This window comes from Ensifer adhaerens (assembly GCF_020035535.1).
GTDB lineage: Bacteria > Pseudomonadota > Alphaproteobacteria > Rhizobiales > Rhizobiaceae > Ensifer.
On record NZ_CP083350.1, the window covers coordinates 1,907,576 to 1,922,939 of the forward strand.

Sequence of the window (15,364 nt, forward strand, 5' to 3'; positions counted from 1 at the left end):
ATCACTTCGCGGCTGGCGCGGTATAGAGGACGTAGACTTTGCGCATCGTCTCCAGCACTTCGAAACGCACCTCGACGCCGGCCGGCAGGATATAGCTTTCGCCGGCTGAAAAGGTTTCGACCGAACCGTCGGGGTTGGTAATGGCGACCTTGCCCGAGAGGATGACGCTGTATTCGTTGCCATCGGGGTAGGAGAGCATTTCCGCATAGGGCGTCGACTGCCAGGTGCCGATCACGACGGCCTTGTCGGGGCTTTCGAAATGAACGTCGCCGAGCTCGTTCGCAAAGCCGGAAAGGATTGCCTCCGGGGGGACGACGCTGCATTTTTCAAGCGCCTTGAGGCCGACACCATCGCGCCCGAGTTTGATGACCTTCGACATGTTCACTCCAGTTCAGAAAGACGAACGGCAAGATGATCGGCCGCGCATCAGGGTTTCGTTGTTTGAAATCTTCGCAAGACGACGCGGTGCCAGAGATAAATGTCGTCTCGGCCGCAGCGCTTTGTTTTTGCAAGTCGGCGTTCTTACTGCGCGGCTTGTCCCGTTTTTCTAAGTGGCCGTAATGACCTTAGGTATACGCCAAAGGGCTAGGTTGCGGGCGATAACGGCGCCCCGGAACGGGCTTGCAGGCCTTGCCTTGCCGGGTTTTGACGGCGATTGCCGTTGTTTTGCTAGGTCCAAACGTTAGTTTTGGAAATCCCGTAGTGAAAATCAGTTACTTGCGACGAACCCAACCTTCGCCTAGTCTGCGCTTGGAGGAGAACAACATGAAAGACGATGCGATCATCAAAGTCTGCGCGCCGGCGCAGCAGACCCGCGTGGGTGATCTGGCGCTGTCCCTGATGGAGGGGGTTGGCCGTTCGGATTTCCAGGATCGCCTGGCACAGTCGCTGAAGCGGCACGTCGCGGTGGATGCGGGGCTGATGCTGCTTTATCGGCGCGGCGCGGCGCCGAAGATCCTGTTCAACGACTGGCGCACGGACAAGGGGCTTTCCGATATCCGCGCCTATCTACAGGGGCCGTACCGGCTCGATCCGTTCTATCGGCTGGCGCTCGACAACGGTGATGACGGTCTCTACCGCCTGAGGCAGATCGATCCGTCGTTCGACCGATCGCAATATTACCGCGATTACTACCGCCACTCGGGCCTGCACGACGAGTTCAATTTCTTCATCGGCATCGATGCCGACACGAAGATCGCGATTTCGCTGGCGCGACGCCACGCGCACGCGGCCTTCAGCGGAGAAGACCAGGATTTCCTGCAGAGCGCGGCACCGCTGCTCAGCATGGCCGTGCTTCGGCATTATCGTGACCTCAGACCCGAAAGCCTCGGCGAAGATGGCTCGCCGCTGCAAAGCGCCCTGGCGCAGGCAATCCGCAACTTCGGCCGCAGCCTGCTGACCGACCGTGAGTGCCAGGTCGCGCAGATGATCCTGCGCGGTTACTCGGTCAAGGGGGCGGCGGAAAAGCTCGGCATATCGCCGGCTACCGTCAAGCTGCACCGCCGCAATCTCTATGCGAAGCTCGACATCACATCGCAGACCGCACTGTTCTCGCTGTTCCTCGACGCCGTGTCTTCGGCGAACAATGCCTTCGAGGATCCGCTGGCCACGTATCTTTCGCCGGGTGTCGCGCTGAAGCCGCACTGATTTCGCTCACTACGTCCTCAATTCCGGGGAAAACCATCTTCCTCGGAACTGCCCTCAAGCTGCGGCGCTCACCCGTTGTTCCGAGCGCCGCGAGACCAGTTGGGCCGCGATCAATCCCAGCACCACGATGCCGAGGATGATCGTCGAGATCGCGTTGATCTCCGGCGTCACGCCGAACTTGATCTGCGAATAGATCTTCATCGGCAGGGTCGAGGCGCCCGGTCCTGTGGTGAAGCTCGAAATGACCAGATCGTCCAGCGACAGGGTGAAGGACAGGAGCCAGGCGGAGACGATGGCCGGGATCATGTTCGGTAAGGCAACGCTGACGAATGCCTTGGCCGGCGGGCAGCCGAGATCGCGGGCCGCCTCTTCCAGCGACGGGTCGAGTTCCACCAGCCGCGACTGCAGCACGACGGTTGCAAAGCAGAGCGTGAAGGTCGTGTGCGCCAGCGTGATGGTGAGCGGCCCGCGATCGATCCCAAGCGTCACGAACATCAAGAGCATCGACACCGCCATCACCACTTCCGGCATGACCATGGGCGCAAGCAGCATGCCGTTCAAGAGCGCCCGGCCGCGGAAGCGACGCAGCCGCACCATGACGACCGCCGCGAGCGTCCCGAGAATGGTTGCTGCAGTGGCGGAGACCGCCGCGACCAGGAAGCTGACTTTCGCACCCTCGATGATCGAGGGATTGTTGAGAACGGTCGCATACCATTGGGTCGAGAAGCCGCCCCAGACCGTCACGAGTTTCGAGCCGTTGAAGCTGTAGATGACGAGAACGACGATCGGCAGATAGAGGAAGGCGAGGCCGAACAGGATCGACAGCCGATTGAACCAGCTTGGTTTTGTCATGGCCAGCTCCTCAGGCTCGCTCGCGCGACTGGCGCGATTGGAAATAGACGATCGGCACGACCAGCAACGCGAGCAGCACGATCGTCACGGCAGCAGCCATCGGCCAGTCGCGATTGTTGAAGAATTCGAGCCAGATGGCGCGGCCAATCATCTGGGTGTCGGCGCCACCTAGGAGATCCGGGATCACGAACTCGCCAACGACGGGAATGAAGACCAGCGCGCAGCCGGCCAAAACGCCGGGCAGGCTCAAGGGGAAGGTGACCCGCCAGAAGGCCGAGATACGCGAGCAGCCGAGGTCGCGCGCCGCCTCGATCAGCGTGCGGTCGGCACTGCTCAAGTTCGAGTAGATCGGCAGCACCATGAAGGGCAGGTAGGTATAGATGATGCCGATGTAGATCGCCGTCTCGGTGTTCAGGATGCGCAGAGGTTCGCTGATCAGGCCAAGCTTCAAGAGCAGCGCGTTCAGAAGACCGTCGTTTCGCAGAATGCTCATCCAGGAATAGACGCGGATCAGCATCGAACTCCAGAACGGCACGATCACAAGGAAGACCAGCAGCGACCGCGACGACGGCGAACATGAGGCAATACCATAGGCAAGCGGATAGGCGATGAAGAGCATGGCTGCGGTCGAAATCGCCGCGATCTTGAGGCTCGTCAGATAGGCCAGCAGATAGGTGTCGTCCGTGAGAACATAGAGGAAATTCTCGAAGTTGAGCCGGAGATTAAGGATCGATCCGTCCCAGGCCGTCAGCGGCTCGAAGGGCGGCATGCCGAGCCGCACGGTCGAGAGGCTGATGCCGGCAACGAGCGCGAAGGGCGCCAGGAACAGGACCAGAAGCCAGGCATAGGGTATGGCGATCAGGAGCCGCTTGCCCCAGTTCGTCTTTGCGGACGGTGTCGCTGCCGTGAGCATGGGAACCTCCTATTCGGCCAACAGCCGGCTTGCCTGCGGCGACCAGCTCGCAAACACCTGATCGCCGACGCGAAGATCGCTTTCGGTGCCGAGGTTGACCCGTCGTGCGTCGAGCGTAGCTCCCGATTTCAGCCGCACCCGGTAGTGCCGTTCGACGCCGGTATAGGTGAGTTGCTCCACGGTGCCTTCAAGCCCGCCGCCCGAAGTCGCGAGTTCCACCCGCTCCGGGCGAACCGAGACCCAGAACGGCCGATCGAGTGCCACCCGGTCGGTGAAGGCGGCGCGGACGCCGCCGCCGGCCTCATCGCTGTCGATTCTAAGCTCTTCGCCATTGCGCTTCGCGCGTCCGCCGGCGAAGACATTGGTCTCTCCGAGGAACTTTGCGACATAGCGCGATCGCGGCGTCTCGTAGACCTCCGAAGGCGTGCCGACCTGCAGCACCTGGCCCTGCTTCATGATGGCGATGCGGGTGGAAACGGTCATCGCCTCATGCTGGTCATGGGTGACGATGATGAAGGTGAGGCCGAGCTCCCGCTGCAGACGGACGAGTTCGAGTTGCGTTTCGGTGCGCAGGTTCTTGTCGAGTGCGCCGAGCGGCTCGTCGAGAAGCAGAACCTTCGGCCGCTTGACCAGCGCACGGGCGAGCGCCACGCGCTGGCGCTGGCCGCCGGAAAGCTGTGCCGGCTTGCGATCGAGCAGCGCCGTCAGCTGCAATTTCTCCGCAACCTCGTCGATGCGCTTCCTGATCTCAAGCTTTTCAAGACCATCCTGCTGCAATCCGAAGGCGATGTTCTTGCCGACGGTCAGGTGCGGAAACAACGCATAGGACTGGAACATCATGTTGGTCGGCCGCCGGTGCGCCGGAACATCGGTGACGTCGGCTCCCTCCAGCTTGATGGCGCCGGATGTCGGCGTCTCGAAGCCGGCGATCATCCGGAGCAGCGTCGACTTTCCGCAGCCCGAGGGGCCGAGAAGCGAGAAGAACTCGCCCTTCTCGATGCCCAGGTTGATGTTGTTGACAGCGGTGACGACGCCATAGGACTTCGCCAGGTTCTCGATCGAAATATAGGATTGCACGGGGTTTGGTCCTGCTGTTGACGGTGCGCGCTATTGGCCGGCCCTGAATGCCGACCAGACGCGAGTGCGCTCGCGCGTCTGACGCGGCGGCAGCGACTTGTCGACGAAGAGCTTGGAACGAACGTCGGCAGGAGGATAGATGTTCGGGTTGTCGCGGATGCCGGCGTCAACCTCGGCGGTCGCTGCGGCATTGGCGTTGGCGTAGAAGACGTGGTTGCTGATCGCGGCAACCGTCTTCGGCTCGAGGATATAGTCGATGAAGGCAAGCGCCTGCTCCGGATCCGGCGCATCGGCCGGGATCGCCATCGTGTCGAAGGAGATGATCGTTCCTTCCTTCGGGATCGAATAGTCGACCTTGACGCCGGTTTCCGCTTCTTCCGCGCGGGCAGCCGCAATTCCGGCGTCGCCACTCCACATCAGCGCCAGGCAGAGCTGGCCGGACGCCATGTCGGCCACGAGCTGGCCGCTCTGCATGTGACGGATGAAGGGACGCAGCTTCAGCAGCAGCTCCTTCGCCCTGTCGAGGTCTTCCGCTTTGGTGGAATAAGGGTCGAGGCCGAGGTAGTTGAGCGCGATCGGGATCACCTCGTTCGGCGCGTCGACGATGCCGATACCGCAATCCTGGAACTTCTCGGCGACCTCCGGTTTGAAGAACATGTCGAGGCTGTTCGTCGGCGCATTGGGAAGGCGCTCGCCGACGAGCTTGGCGTTGTAGGCGACGCCTGTCGTCAGCCACATGTAAGGAACGAGATACTTGTTCTCCGGGTCATGCTCGGCGACGAGCTTCAGCAGATCCTTGTCGAGATTGCCGTAGTTCTTGAGCGCCGTGACGTCGATCGGCTTCAGTGCGCCGGATTGGATGAGCCGTTCGCCGACCGTGGCGCTCGGGAAGGCGACATCGAAACCGCTGCCGCCGGCGAGCAGCCGGGTCTCGAGCACTTCAAGCGAATCGTAGAAGTCGACGCGGGTTTCGGTACCGGTGCGGGCCTGGAAGTTCGAAACCGTATCTTCGGCGAAGTAGTCGGAGAAGTTGTAGATGAACAGCTTGTCCTGCGCCTGGGCGGTCGTCGAGACCGCGATAGCGGCGAGCGATGCCGCAAACATGGAGCGCAGTGCGGTGCGGGTAAAGTTTTGCATGGTTCCTCCCAAGGACATCGTATTTTTGTTTTCGCCAAAGTGATCGGCGGGTCCCGCGAGGGCAACACTCCCTTTGGCTAGGTGCGGCGAGCCAAGCGTCGACGTAAATGGCAATCGACGCCTGCCTTCGCTGGGTCGACCATGTTGGTTTGATCGCGATCGAAGTAACATTCGATCAATGGGCATTTCTCGGCCCGCAGCGCCTGATAGGGTTCCGGCGAAATCAAAAGGGAGAGCTTCGATGGATGAGAAATTCAATCAGCCGCTGGGCGGCAACGACATGCCCCGCTTCGGTGGGCCGGGTACGATGATGCGCCTTCCCACCGCGGCGTCGGCTGAAGGCCTCGATGCCTGCTTCGTCGGGATCCCCATGGATATCGGCGCATCCAACCGTTCCGGCACGCGCTACGGGCCACGGCAGATCCGTGCCGAATCCGTGATGATCCGCCCCTACAACATGGCGACGGGCGCTGCCCCCTTCGAAAGCCTGCAGGTGGCCGATATCGGCGACATCGCCATCAACACCTTCAACCTGCCGGCCAACATGGAGATCATCACCCGCAACATCGGCGAGATCCTCAAGCACGACTGCATTCCGCTGACGCTTGGCGGCGATCACACGATCAGCTACCCGATCCTGAAGGCGATTGCCGAAAAGCACGGGCCGGTCGCCCTCATTCATGTCGATGCCCACGCGGACATCAACGACACGATGTTCGGCGAGAAGATCGCGCACGGTACGCCGTTCCGGCGCGCCTACGAGGATGGTTGCCTCAATCCCAATCTGGTGTTTCAGATCGGCCTGCGCGGCACCGGCTATGCGTCCGACGACTTCGACTGGTCACGCGACAAGGGCTTTACCGTCGTTCCGGCGGAGGAATGCTGGCACAAGTCGCTCGTGCCGCTGATCGAAGGCATCCGCGCCAAGATCGGCAACCACAAGACTTACCTGACCTTCGATATCGACAGTCTCGATCCGGCCTATGCTCCCGGCACCGGCACGCCCGAGATCGGTGGCCTGACCATCATCCAGGCGATCGAAATCATCCGCGGCTGCCGCGGCCTCAATCTCGTCGGCGCCGATCTCGTGGAGGTGAGCCCGCCTTTCGACACGACCGGGACGACGGCGATCACGGCGGCGAACCTTCTTTACGAAATGCTCTGCGTGCTGCCGGGTGTGAAGTACAAGCGCTAGCCTGCCGGAGAGCCTGGAGACGAATTGGCGGGAGGCCGTAGGCGGCCTCCTTCCCGATGCATCTTTGCGAAAGTGTCTAGCTCTTTGCCGGCCGCAGGCGGCTCCAGAGCGGCGCCACCACATTGCCCATGATGATAATGGTTGCAGCGCCGACGACCATGGCAAGCAGTGCCTGGAGCGCCGAGGTTGTGAACCAGCCGACGACCGCCGGCGCGATCGTCAGCGTGTGGGCAACGCTTTCGGAGATGTCGTGGATGAAATGTTCCGGCCCAGCCTGGCCCAGTTGCGCCATGCCGTGCACGAGAATGCTGCCGCCGACCCAGAGCATGGCCGCGGTGCCGATCGCGGCAAGGACCTTCAGGAATGCGGGCATGCCGAGAACGAGGCCGCGGCCGAGAACGCGCAGGGCGGACAGCGGGTTCTTCGCCAGCGCTATGCCGGCATCGTCGGCCTTGACGATGAGCGCCACGACGCCATAGACCGCAAGGGTAATCAGGATGCCGACGCCCGCGAGTACAATGCCCTGCATGTAGATGTCGGCATCGGCCACGGTCGACAGGGTCAGCGCCATGATCTCGGCAGAGAGAATGAAGTCGGTGCGGATGGCGCCGGTTACCTTCTCGTTTTCAAGCGCCACCGGATCGCTCTTTTCGCCGAGCACCGCTTCCTCGTGCGCGTGGGCCGCATGCGGAAAGACGGCGCCGTAAAGCTTCTCGGCACCCTCGTAGCAGAGATAGACGCCGCCGAGCATCAGCAGCGGCGTTATCGCCCAGGGCGCGAAATAGCCGAGCAGCAGCGCGCCAGGCAAAAGGAAAAGCAACTTGTTCTTCAGCGATCCGAGCGCGATCCGTGCAATGATCGGCAGTTCCCGTTCAGGCGTCAGTCCCACCACATAGCGCGGGGTCACCGCGGCGTCGTCGATCACGACGCCGGCTGCCTTGGCACTGGCCTTCGCGGTTTGGGCCGCCACGTCGTCCAGCGAAGCGGCCGTCAGCTTGGCGATGGCCACGATGTCGTCGAGGAGGGCGATGAGACCTGTGGCCATAAGTTGCTAACCCCTTGAGAAGAATCCGAGAAATGCGGCTCCTGAAGCGCCAGTAACCACCATGGCGTGCCGAGTCAACGACAGCCGGATGACATTGAAAGGTCGTCGGCCGCGCGCGGCGAGCTCGATCTTGGTTATCAAATCGTGTGTTAGAAGCATCTAGGTTTGGCTCAACGCGTCTGCAAGCCATTGATTTCTCGTATCCCGTTTCGAGTTCGGCATTTAGGTTTGGCTCGAAAGCAGCCTGAAATGGCTCTGGGCACGAACGGCTCCGCTCGTCTGGCGGCAAAAAGGCATAAAAAAAGCCGGGCGAAAGCCCGGCTCGAACGTCAGTTCTGAAGATTTTAGCTAGATAGCGATTTCAGATCGCCGATAGAAATTCGCATGAGCGATCGTCCAAGGGGTGGCAGGCGGATGTGCTCGCATCGCAATTTTTGCTGCGAGCTGCGGGTACGCAAATCGTAGCTGATGAGTCATTTCGCGCATGGAGACATACTCGCGGGCGAACCGGATGAGAGCGTCCGTCGTGATCGTAAAGTCCAACTGTTCTCCGGTTGTGTTTCCTTCGAGATAGCCCTTGGAAAGGAGCACCTCCAGAGTGCGGGAGGGAACCTGAAGCGCTGCCATTGCCCTGCGCCAGGGAAGTTCCTTCAGCTTGTATTTCGAACGCGCCTGGGCGCACTCGACCGGGTCCACTAGCAGGCCAGCGATTCCGGTTTCGCCAGTCGTGGCGGCGCGGACGCTCCCATCAAAAACCAGCTTCAGCACGGTTGCGATGGAGCGCTGTGAGACGGTTGCCGCACTGCTGATGCACGTCATCGGAGCTTCTTTCAGAGTGATCAAAGGAAGGGCTTGGATTTGATCTCGGATGCGTTCCACGTCGCTGTCGGAAAACTCGATCGCTTGGAAGCGTTTCCCCTGCATCGGAAAGAGCAGCCTTGCTCGCACCAGGGCGGCGAGTTCGTCGCCAGTCGCGTTCAGGCGGCCCATCGCCTCCTTCGTCGAGCATCGGGCGGGTCGGCCAATGTTGTCGAGTGTCTGGCTGGGGAAGACCACCATGTGGTCTGGAAGGTTCTCGGTGTCGCTGGTGATGATGTTCGCCTTCCGGAGTTGTGCGCGGACTTCGACGCGGCTGAGACCGGACGCAGTGGCAGCCGATGCGATCGAATGCAGTTGGCGTTCCCGGACGGTGCCGAGAAACTTGTCTCCCGGACCGAACGGGAGTTCGCCCACAGAAACTGTCTGCATGAGTTCGCGAACTTTCCGATAGGGTGACAGGGGGGAGGCACTCTGCACGAGTTCCGCAAGGCGGCCGAAGATCTTTAGCGGACTGCGCTGGATCGACGGGCGATAAGAGGCTTTGACGAGGTGCCGAAGGAAATCGCAAAAGCGCTCTGGGCCCTCGGAGGTAACGGCAAAACCTTCTGCTGCACACGCGGACCACTCGGCTCCGTCGGACATGAGAGTATCGAACCAGATGCCATGACGGAGGATGGCGCCGGTGGTTTCCGTCAGGCGGCAGACAGTCTCGAGCGGCAACGTGTCGAGCCAGTTCGACGTAGTCGGGTGCTGCTGGAGCCGAGCAATGGCGTATCGGTCCAATGGCGACGCTGGCAATGGCATCGGAGTCATCAGGGCCTTGTCCCTCTGATCGCATAGATGTCTGATGTTGGCTGAGAAGTCTGCTGGATGATGGCCCAGTGGCATGCGTACTTCGACAAGTGCGCAGTCGTGGACCACGCACGACCTGATCGATGAGACCGACCAGTGCAAGCGGGCGTATGCGCGCGAGCCCTTTCGTCCAGGAAGTCGAGCTTCGTCATCGACGAGGCACACGGGACAGAAGCGGTGACACATTGTCGTCAGGAATGTCCTGGACATGATCTCCTTGGCAATGCGCGCGTTTTTTCCGTCAGTGCGGATGATGCCTGCGGTTAGATCGCAGTTCTCCTGGCTAGTCAGGCGTGCATATGCTTCGAGTTCCGGACCGGCCCCGTTGCAGAGCTTTTCGAAGCGAATTCCCAGCTGCCCGGCGAACATCTTTGCGGACTTGAAATTGTGAGCGGCCGCAAGACGCGAGCAGTGGCTGGCCAGGGACTCGTCGCCGTGGAAGGGCAGGCTGATCGACAGTCGTGTCATGTTCACGTTCTCTCACCATTACGGATTTCTGGACGTTTGGGACCCTTGCGAAGCTGGTCGTAGAGGGGCTCTACATCCGAGCGGCGATACAAAACCGCGCCTATGAGTTCGCGATCGAAGGCGGGCTTGACACCAAGTGCGCACAGGCGCTGCGTGAGCCATTTGGGCCGCCTTTGAACTGCAAACGTGACCTCTCTAAGTGTCGTATAGATCGACCTGAACTCGGTGAGGTCGTTCGGCGCAATGTACTTTGCGTTGGACTGGCGCGTTCGCCTGATCGGCGTTGCCGTGCGGAGGTAGCCGTGACGGACCAGGGCCGAAACGCAGGCACCAGAAACTGGCAGCTTCCTGTGGGCCTGTGAAACCGGGATAAGTTCTGCGTCCCGTCCGGTAGACAAGAGTACCTTCCTGATCTCCACGGGGTCTACAAGCAGCGTGCTGCAACCTGGCTTGCTGGTATCGCACGCAACGTTTTTCAGCTTTCCTTCAAAGAGCATCGAGAAGAACTCCCTTAGGGTACATTTGGCTGGGCGACATGCTCCCGAAATCGGGACCAGCTCAGGTGTCGGCTTACGCAAAGTGACGAGGTTCTCGATTGTGCGTCTGAGTTCCACGACTTGCTCCGGCAGGAAGAACGGAACCACGCCGCCTTTTCCCGTGTCCTTTGTGGACATAATGGGGGTCAGGAGCCCTTCTCGTATGATCGCGAAAAGCTGCACCGTATCCAGGTTGAGCATGCGGCTTGCAGCAGCTGATGAGATCGCACTCTCTGCCGCAACAAGCAGTTCATCCGCCTTCCTCGCATCCACTAGTACCCGACGGTTGCGGTAGGGGGTGCCATTGTATGGGAGCAGCCCCGCCGCTCGAAACTTGGTTGCGATGCTCCCGGGGCTTCGCCGATGCTGTCTCGCCGCAGTTATTACCGTGTGCCATTTTCGCCGCGTGATTGATCCGAACACATCGTCGCCGGGCCCCAACGGAAGACACTCCGCTGCGACGCTGTGAACGATCTCGCGGATGGGATCGTAGGCGGGGTCGCGCCGCTGCCACTTGAGCAGCGCATAGAACCGCCCCAGCACCTTCCCTCCCTGTCGTACGCCAGGGTTCGTGGTGTATTTCGCGCAGAGGTCCTCGAGGAAACGTCGGACCCCGGCTTTCCCGTCCGCCAGGACTTCGAATCCGGCTTTGGCCGCTTCCTGCCAATCCATTTCGCTGAGGCTGTCGGGCATGAAGTCGACCCCTTGGGTCATGGTGGCACCCACCCACTCCGCTGTCTGGGCTGCTGCGTAGAGGGGCATGGAGTCGAGCAGGCGCATACCGCTCTCCTTTCCAAGAAGTCGATTGGAGACGTAGCGTTCCAATTTGGTGGGCTCCTGCCTCGAACTGGCGAGCAAGTGCTCAGACATGTTCGGTCGTTCCCAACCGAGGCGGACGACGAAATCGTGAACCGCGATGGTACTGGTCTTGATTGAAGTTATCAGCCGTGCTCGATGAACCGGGCAGGTGCGAATAAACGTGATCAACCAGTTCATGCGGCCGTAAGCCCGACTTTGGCGGCGACCGAGATTTGTCGCCTCGTCCTCCATGATGCAGTGGGGGCAAAAACGGAGCCTGTGCCGGCGGAAATGAGGCCGTGAGAATGTCTGACCACTTACGTGCGCGTGCTTCTGGTCCGTAACAACGACAGCATGTTCAATTTGGCTCGGGGTAAGCCTGACAAGTTCGGCGAGCCTTTGAACTGCTGCGGGCTTTCCATTGGCGAGCCCTGTGAAGTCGAGGGTCATGTCGTTTGCGAAAACGCGTGCGCTCGGAATGCCATTTGCGGCTGCAATGCGCGAACAATAGCTTGTGATAATCTCGTCTGCGTGGAGTGGGACAGTGATCGACAGAGGTTTCATCCGACTTCCTGTGCGTTTGGCTGGTGGCTCCGAGCGGCCGCGGAATTCGATACACCGCGGCCGCAAGTAGGATCTCGATTAAGTTGGAGTGGTGCCGACTACGGACGAACTCCGAACTTGGTCGATGTCTTGCGCTTCTTCTTTTCGAGCTGTGCTTCTTCCCACTCGTGGTCTTCGTCACGCAGGAATGCCGTTTGCGGAGTCATCCCGCGCCAGTCGTTAGCGCTGAAGATGTTTTCGGCAGGTACACATCCTGAGTAGGTCTCGTAGACGCGTTTGAAATGATCGATTGTTACCGCGTTCACCCCGTCCTGGATTGCGTGCTCAACTGCGCCTCTCACCATCTGGACTACCGAACCGAACTCGCCATCGCAGGCGTAGGTCAGCCGAGTGACGAGGTCTCCATCCAGCGTGGTGTCGAGATTAAGTTGCGCGTGCTCGATGATGACCTTCTTCAGCACGGTCTCGACCGTTTCCCGTGCAGACTTCCCCTTCAGCTTCTCGAACCGGATTACGGTGCGGCGATTGTAGAGCTGCTTTCGCGCGAGGAAGCTTGCCAGCGGCGGCACACCTGCCAGGATCAGGCGAACGGGCCAGTCCGGCATCTGCACGAGGTTCTTGTAGGCATTGCCGATCTTGGTCGTCGCCAGAATGTCGGCTGTGTCCACCGCGTGCTGGGCTTCATCGATCATGACGAACATGATGCGGTGGCTCTTCAACATCTGCTGGAAGAGAGCCCACGCCTGATGCTCCTGAAGTTGGCGCCGGACGGGATAGCCCAGCGCGTCTAGTCCGGTCAGCGCAAGAAGTCTTGGAGGGCAGGGCGAGGGGGCATTGAAATTGAGCAATGGGCTCACCTCAACGCCGTCGTCGTCGACGTAGGGCTGCATCGCTTGGATGCGGTTGGTGTGTTCGAGCAGCGTGCGCGTCTTGCCCGCGCCGGAATCGCCGCAAATGGCAACGATCCGGCGCTTGTCTGGCTTGCTCACGGCCTTGATGTCGACGGTGGCAATGCTGGCAACCATTCCTGCCAGCGCTGACTGCACCAATTGGTCTCGGGACAGACCGATGTAGCGTGCGTTTAGATCGGCAATTCGGTCCGCCACCTTGAGCTTTTCGGGGTCGATCATGGCCCTGATGCGCGCTACAGCTGCAGCCTGGTCGAAGTTGTTCGGCATGGACAGGTTCCTTTTGCTTAGCTGTCGAACTGGCTGTTGGTGGCGAAGTTCACGCCGTGGTCGTCTGCTTCGTCGGCCTCGACTGCGCCGAGCGGCAGCAGTTCTCCCGGCTCCGGGCGCAGCATCGCGCGCTCGAGTTCGTCGTTCTTCGCGGGCGAGCGTGGCTCCTTCTCAAACTCCGTGTGGTCCATGCCCATCAGGTCGAAGAACTGCGTCGACGGCCCCCAATCCGCTTCGTCATCGAGGGGAACCGCGTCATTCTTTTCGGTGATCCTGATCGAGTGCGAGATCTTGCTTTCGAAGCGCTGGAAGTCCGCATCCGTGATGAAACCGGTTCCGAGCTCGGCTTCCAGCCGGGCCATCTGACCTTGTTTTTGCAGCCATTGCTTGGTCTTCAGAAGCGTTTCTCGAGAGACGCTGGCCTTCTCGCGGTTGAGAAGGCGAAGACGTTCGCATGCTGCGGCCCAGACCCAGATGCTCATGCCTTTGAGTTCCGCGTGGACTGCAGGGACGCGAATCCAGCCAGTCCCGTCCCAGGCGGAGATCTCGCCTAGATCCCATCGGTCGACGCGAGTGAGTAGCTTGACCTTCGGGTTACGGCGGCGAATTGCCTGGAGGGCTGGCGATTGGTACCAGTTGCCGTTCTGGCAAATACCGGACGTCGTGATGGAAGCTTTCCGGTTGATGCCGAAAATGTGTCGGCGGCGATGTCCGGTCGGGGGAGGGAGGACCCCGTGGGTCTTGCTCAGGCGGATCCAGGCATTGCGCGGCGTCTCGCCGCTCAATCCCGCGTGGGGTTCATTGTGATAGACGTCGACGAAGAAGCGCGTGATCACCTCGGCGGCCTGATCGACCAGCACGCTTGCTTCTTTTTCAGACGGGTACTCGCCTTTCTCGGCGATGGAGCCCCAGGTTTGGCCAGAGAAGTACTGGAGCGCCTTCGACCCAGTGGTCCGGAACGACCGCTCCATAGTTCCGCGTGCGGATGCTGCACCAGCCGGGGGCAGAAACAGCGTGCTGCCGAGATCGTTCACGACTACGCGGAAGGCGGTGCTCGTGTACCAGGTCGCGGAGTCGGTAGCGATTACTTCGGGCGTGCCGGACATGTCCCACGGCGTTTTGCAGCCCAACTTCTCCGCGATATCGGACTTGTCGCGTGTGACAAGTTCGAGCGTCATGATCGCAGATTTTACTGATGGGGCTTCGCGGTGGGCGCGGAGCCCCACGAAGCACTTTGTCGCGGTATCGATGAGAGCTGTAATCCAGAGGCGCACCCGCTTGAGCCGCTTCTTCTGGGCCGCGGTCAGAGTCGGCCAGATCTTGGTGATCGTGAGCAAGGTTTGGAGGTCAACCGCCCATTCGTCCTGCTCCAGTCGCTCAAAGGGACGGATCGGGTCGATCCCTTCCAGCACGATCGCGTATTTCTTGGCTGCGGCGGCCTCACCCAGACGCCCAAGGTCGATGAATGCCCGCGGGAGGTCATTGATCCTGTTCTGGAAGGTGCGCAGGCAGGGAAGGTCGAGCGGAGGCATGTGCTTAGCCGCGCGGCGCTTGTTCTCGTCAAGCGTTGCGGCAACGAACTGGTCGTAGAGCTCGTTCATTTTGGGCTTTGCATCGGATGCGTACATGCGGGCGAATGCGGCCATCATCTGTTGAACCTCCGGGTCTAGGGGACTTGGTCTCGCCGTCAGATACTTGTCGACGAACACGATTGGGTCGTAGTCAGCTGCCTCGAAATCTCTGAGCCAGCGGCGCAACGTGCTTGGGGCGGGAGTGCTTTCCGCAGTCTTTTTCGATTTGTAGGTGACGCGCTTCTGCGTCGGATTCAGGAGTTGCTTGAACTCCTCGCCGATACGGAAAATGTGGAGCCGCATGCATGCGTCGCTGCGCGTGACATTGGTTTCCTGGTACTCGAGCTGAAGCCAGCGGCGACACCATCGGTCTTTCTTGATAACCGCTTTTTGCTGGTGCGGGCGCAGGCTGGAGAGGAGGTCTGTACCCTTCGCTCCCCTGGGAGCGGCGCCCTCCTTGTAGGCGCCGGGGTATACGACGAGCGGGTCCTGGACATCGGCCAGCATGGCCGCGAGCAGCTTGTGCGAAAACGGCTCCAGGATGTTCGAGCCGTCCTTGCGGCGCAGCACGTGGCCGGCGGTGTTGCTTGCGACGTAGCCATACTCGACGCCACGATAGACAAGTTTGTCATCTGGGCCGAACCGGAGGTTGGGGACATGATCATTGGCGGAACTGACGGGAGAATGCTGTAGAAGGTCGTGCAACGTGAAC

At 60.7% G+C, this 15,364-nt stretch carries 12 protein-coding genes; 2 read left to right on the forward strand and 10 right to left on the reverse strand.

Features of this window, described 5'->3' with window-relative positions; translation table 11 throughout:
- Position 1: 1 nt before the first annotated feature.
- Positions 2-379: a cupin domain-containing protein gene (locus LAC81_RS28995; protein WP_223728127.1), complete on the reverse strand. Its 378-nt coding sequence runs from the start codon at positions 377-379 to the stop codon at positions 2-4.
- 386 nt (positions 380-765) lie between these two features.
- On the opposite strand from LAC81_RS28995, the gene LAC81_RS29000 reads away from it, so the two are divergent.
- Complete coding sequence (locus tag LAC81_RS29000) at positions 766-1,647, forward strand: helix-turn-helix transcriptional regulator (protein ID WP_223728128.1); 882 nt, start codon at positions 766-768, stop codon at positions 1,645-1,647.
- A 54-nt stretch (positions 1,648-1,701) separates the two neighbouring features.
- Here LAC81_RS29000 and LAC81_RS29005 read toward each other — a convergent pair whose 3' ends face one another.
- The 4 genes from LAC81_RS29005 to LAC81_RS29020 are packed head-to-tail and all read right to left on the reverse strand — an operon-like array spanning position 1,702 to position 5,626.
- Positions 1,702-2,499 carry an ABC transporter permease gene (locus tag LAC81_RS29005; protein WP_223728129.1) on the reverse strand — a complete coding sequence of 266 codons (798 nt, stop codon included), beginning with the start codon at positions 2,497-2,499 and terminating at the stop codon, positions 1,702-1,704.
- Between the two features lie 10 nt (positions 2,500-2,509).
- A complete protein-coding gene (locus LAC81_RS29010; RefSeq protein WP_223728130.1) occupies positions 2,510-3,412 on the reverse strand; it encodes an ABC transporter permease subunit in 903 nt (300 codons plus the stop codon).
- 9 nt (positions 3,413-3,421) lie between these two features.
- Entirely contained in the window at positions 3,422-4,489 is a 1,068-nt protein-coding gene (locus LAC81_RS29015; protein ID WP_223728131.1) for an ABC transporter ATP-binding protein, read from the reverse strand.
- 30 nt (positions 4,490-4,519) lie between these two features.
- Positions 4,520-5,626, reverse strand: a complete 1,107-nt coding sequence (locus LAC81_RS29020) for an extracellular solute-binding protein (RefSeq protein WP_223728132.1) — start codon at positions 5,624-5,626, stop codon at positions 4,520-4,522.
- A 241-nt stretch (positions 5,627-5,867) separates the two neighbouring features.
- Between LAC81_RS29020 and speB the strand changes: the two genes are divergently transcribed.
- The gene (gene speB, locus LAC81_RS29025; RefSeq protein ID WP_223728133.1) at positions 5,868-6,821 is read left to right on the forward strand and encodes an agmatinase; all 954 of its coding nucleotides are present in this window, start codon (positions 5,868-5,870) and stop codon (positions 6,819-6,821) included.
- 76 nt (positions 6,822-6,897) lie between these two features.
- On the opposite strand, the gene LAC81_RS29030 is transcribed toward speB, so the two are convergent.
- From LAC81_RS29030 to LAC81_RS29050, 5 genes are all read right to left on the reverse strand, one after another.
- Positions 6,898-7,866: a DUF808 domain-containing protein gene (locus LAC81_RS29030; protein ID WP_223728134.1), complete on the reverse strand. Its 969-nt coding sequence runs from the start codon at positions 7,864-7,866 to the stop codon at positions 6,898-6,900.
- Between the two features lie 348 nt (positions 7,867-8,214).
- The gene (locus LAC81_RS29035; RefSeq protein ID WP_223730349.1) at positions 8,215-10,005 is read right to left on the reverse strand and encodes a TniQ family protein; all 1,791 of its coding nucleotides are present in this window, start codon (positions 10,003-10,005) and stop codon (positions 8,215-8,217) included.
- Between the two features lie 2 nt (positions 10,006-10,007).
- The gene (locus LAC81_RS29040) at positions 10,008-11,903 is read right to left on the reverse strand and encodes a TniQ family protein (RefSeq protein ID WP_223728135.1); all 1,896 of its coding nucleotides are present in this window, start codon (positions 11,901-11,903) and stop codon (positions 10,008-10,010) included.
- A 98-nt stretch (positions 11,904-12,001) separates the two neighbouring features.
- On the reverse strand, positions 12,002-13,081 hold the full coding sequence (locus tag LAC81_RS29045) for an ATP-binding protein (protein ID WP_223728136.1): 1,080 nt from the start codon (positions 13,079-13,081) through the stop codon (positions 12,002-12,004).
- 17 nt (positions 13,082-13,098) lie between these two features.
- A complete protein-coding gene (locus LAC81_RS29050) occupies positions 13,099-15,357 on the reverse strand; it encodes a hypothetical protein (protein ID WP_223728137.1) in 2,259 nt (752 codons plus the stop codon).
- Positions 15,358-15,364 lie beyond the last annotated feature (7 nt).

Coding starts and splice junctions, on each gene's coding strand:
- LAC81_RS28995 (WP_223728127.1), bottom strand. CDS start 379: ATGTCGAAGGTCATCAAACTCGGGCGCGATGGTGTCGGCCTCAAGGCG.
- LAC81_RS29000 (WP_223728128.1), top strand. CDS start 766: ATGAAAGACGATGCGATCATCAAAGTCTGCGCGCCGGCGCAGCAGACC.
- LAC81_RS29005 (WP_223728129.1), bottom strand. CDS start 2,499: ATGACAAAACCAAGCTGGTTCAATCGGCTGTCGATCCTGTTCGGCCTC.
- LAC81_RS29010 (WP_223728130.1), bottom strand. CDS start 3,412: ATGCTCACGGCAGCGACACCGTCCGCAAAGACGAACTGGGGCAAGCGG.
- LAC81_RS29020 (WP_223728132.1), bottom strand. CDS start 5,626: ATGCAAAACTTTACCCGCACCGCACTGCGCTCCATGTTTGCGGCATCG.
- speB (WP_223728133.1), top strand. CDS start 5,868: ATGGATGAGAAATTCAATCAGCCGCTGGGCGGCAACGACATGCCCCGC.
- LAC81_RS29030 (WP_223728134.1), bottom strand. CDS start 7,866: ATGGCCACAGGTCTCATCGCCCTCCTCGACGACATCGTGGCCATCGCC.
- LAC81_RS29035 (WP_223730349.1), bottom strand. CDS start 10,005: ATGACACGACTGTCGATCAGCCTGCCCTTCCACGGCGACGAGTCCCTG.
- LAC81_RS29040 (WP_223728135.1), bottom strand. CDS start 11,903: ATGAAACCTCTGTCGATCACTGTCCCACTCCACGCAGACGAGATTATC.
- LAC81_RS29045 (WP_223728136.1), bottom strand. CDS start 13,081: ATGCCGAACAACTTCGACCAGGCTGCAGCTGTAGCGCGCATCAGGGCC.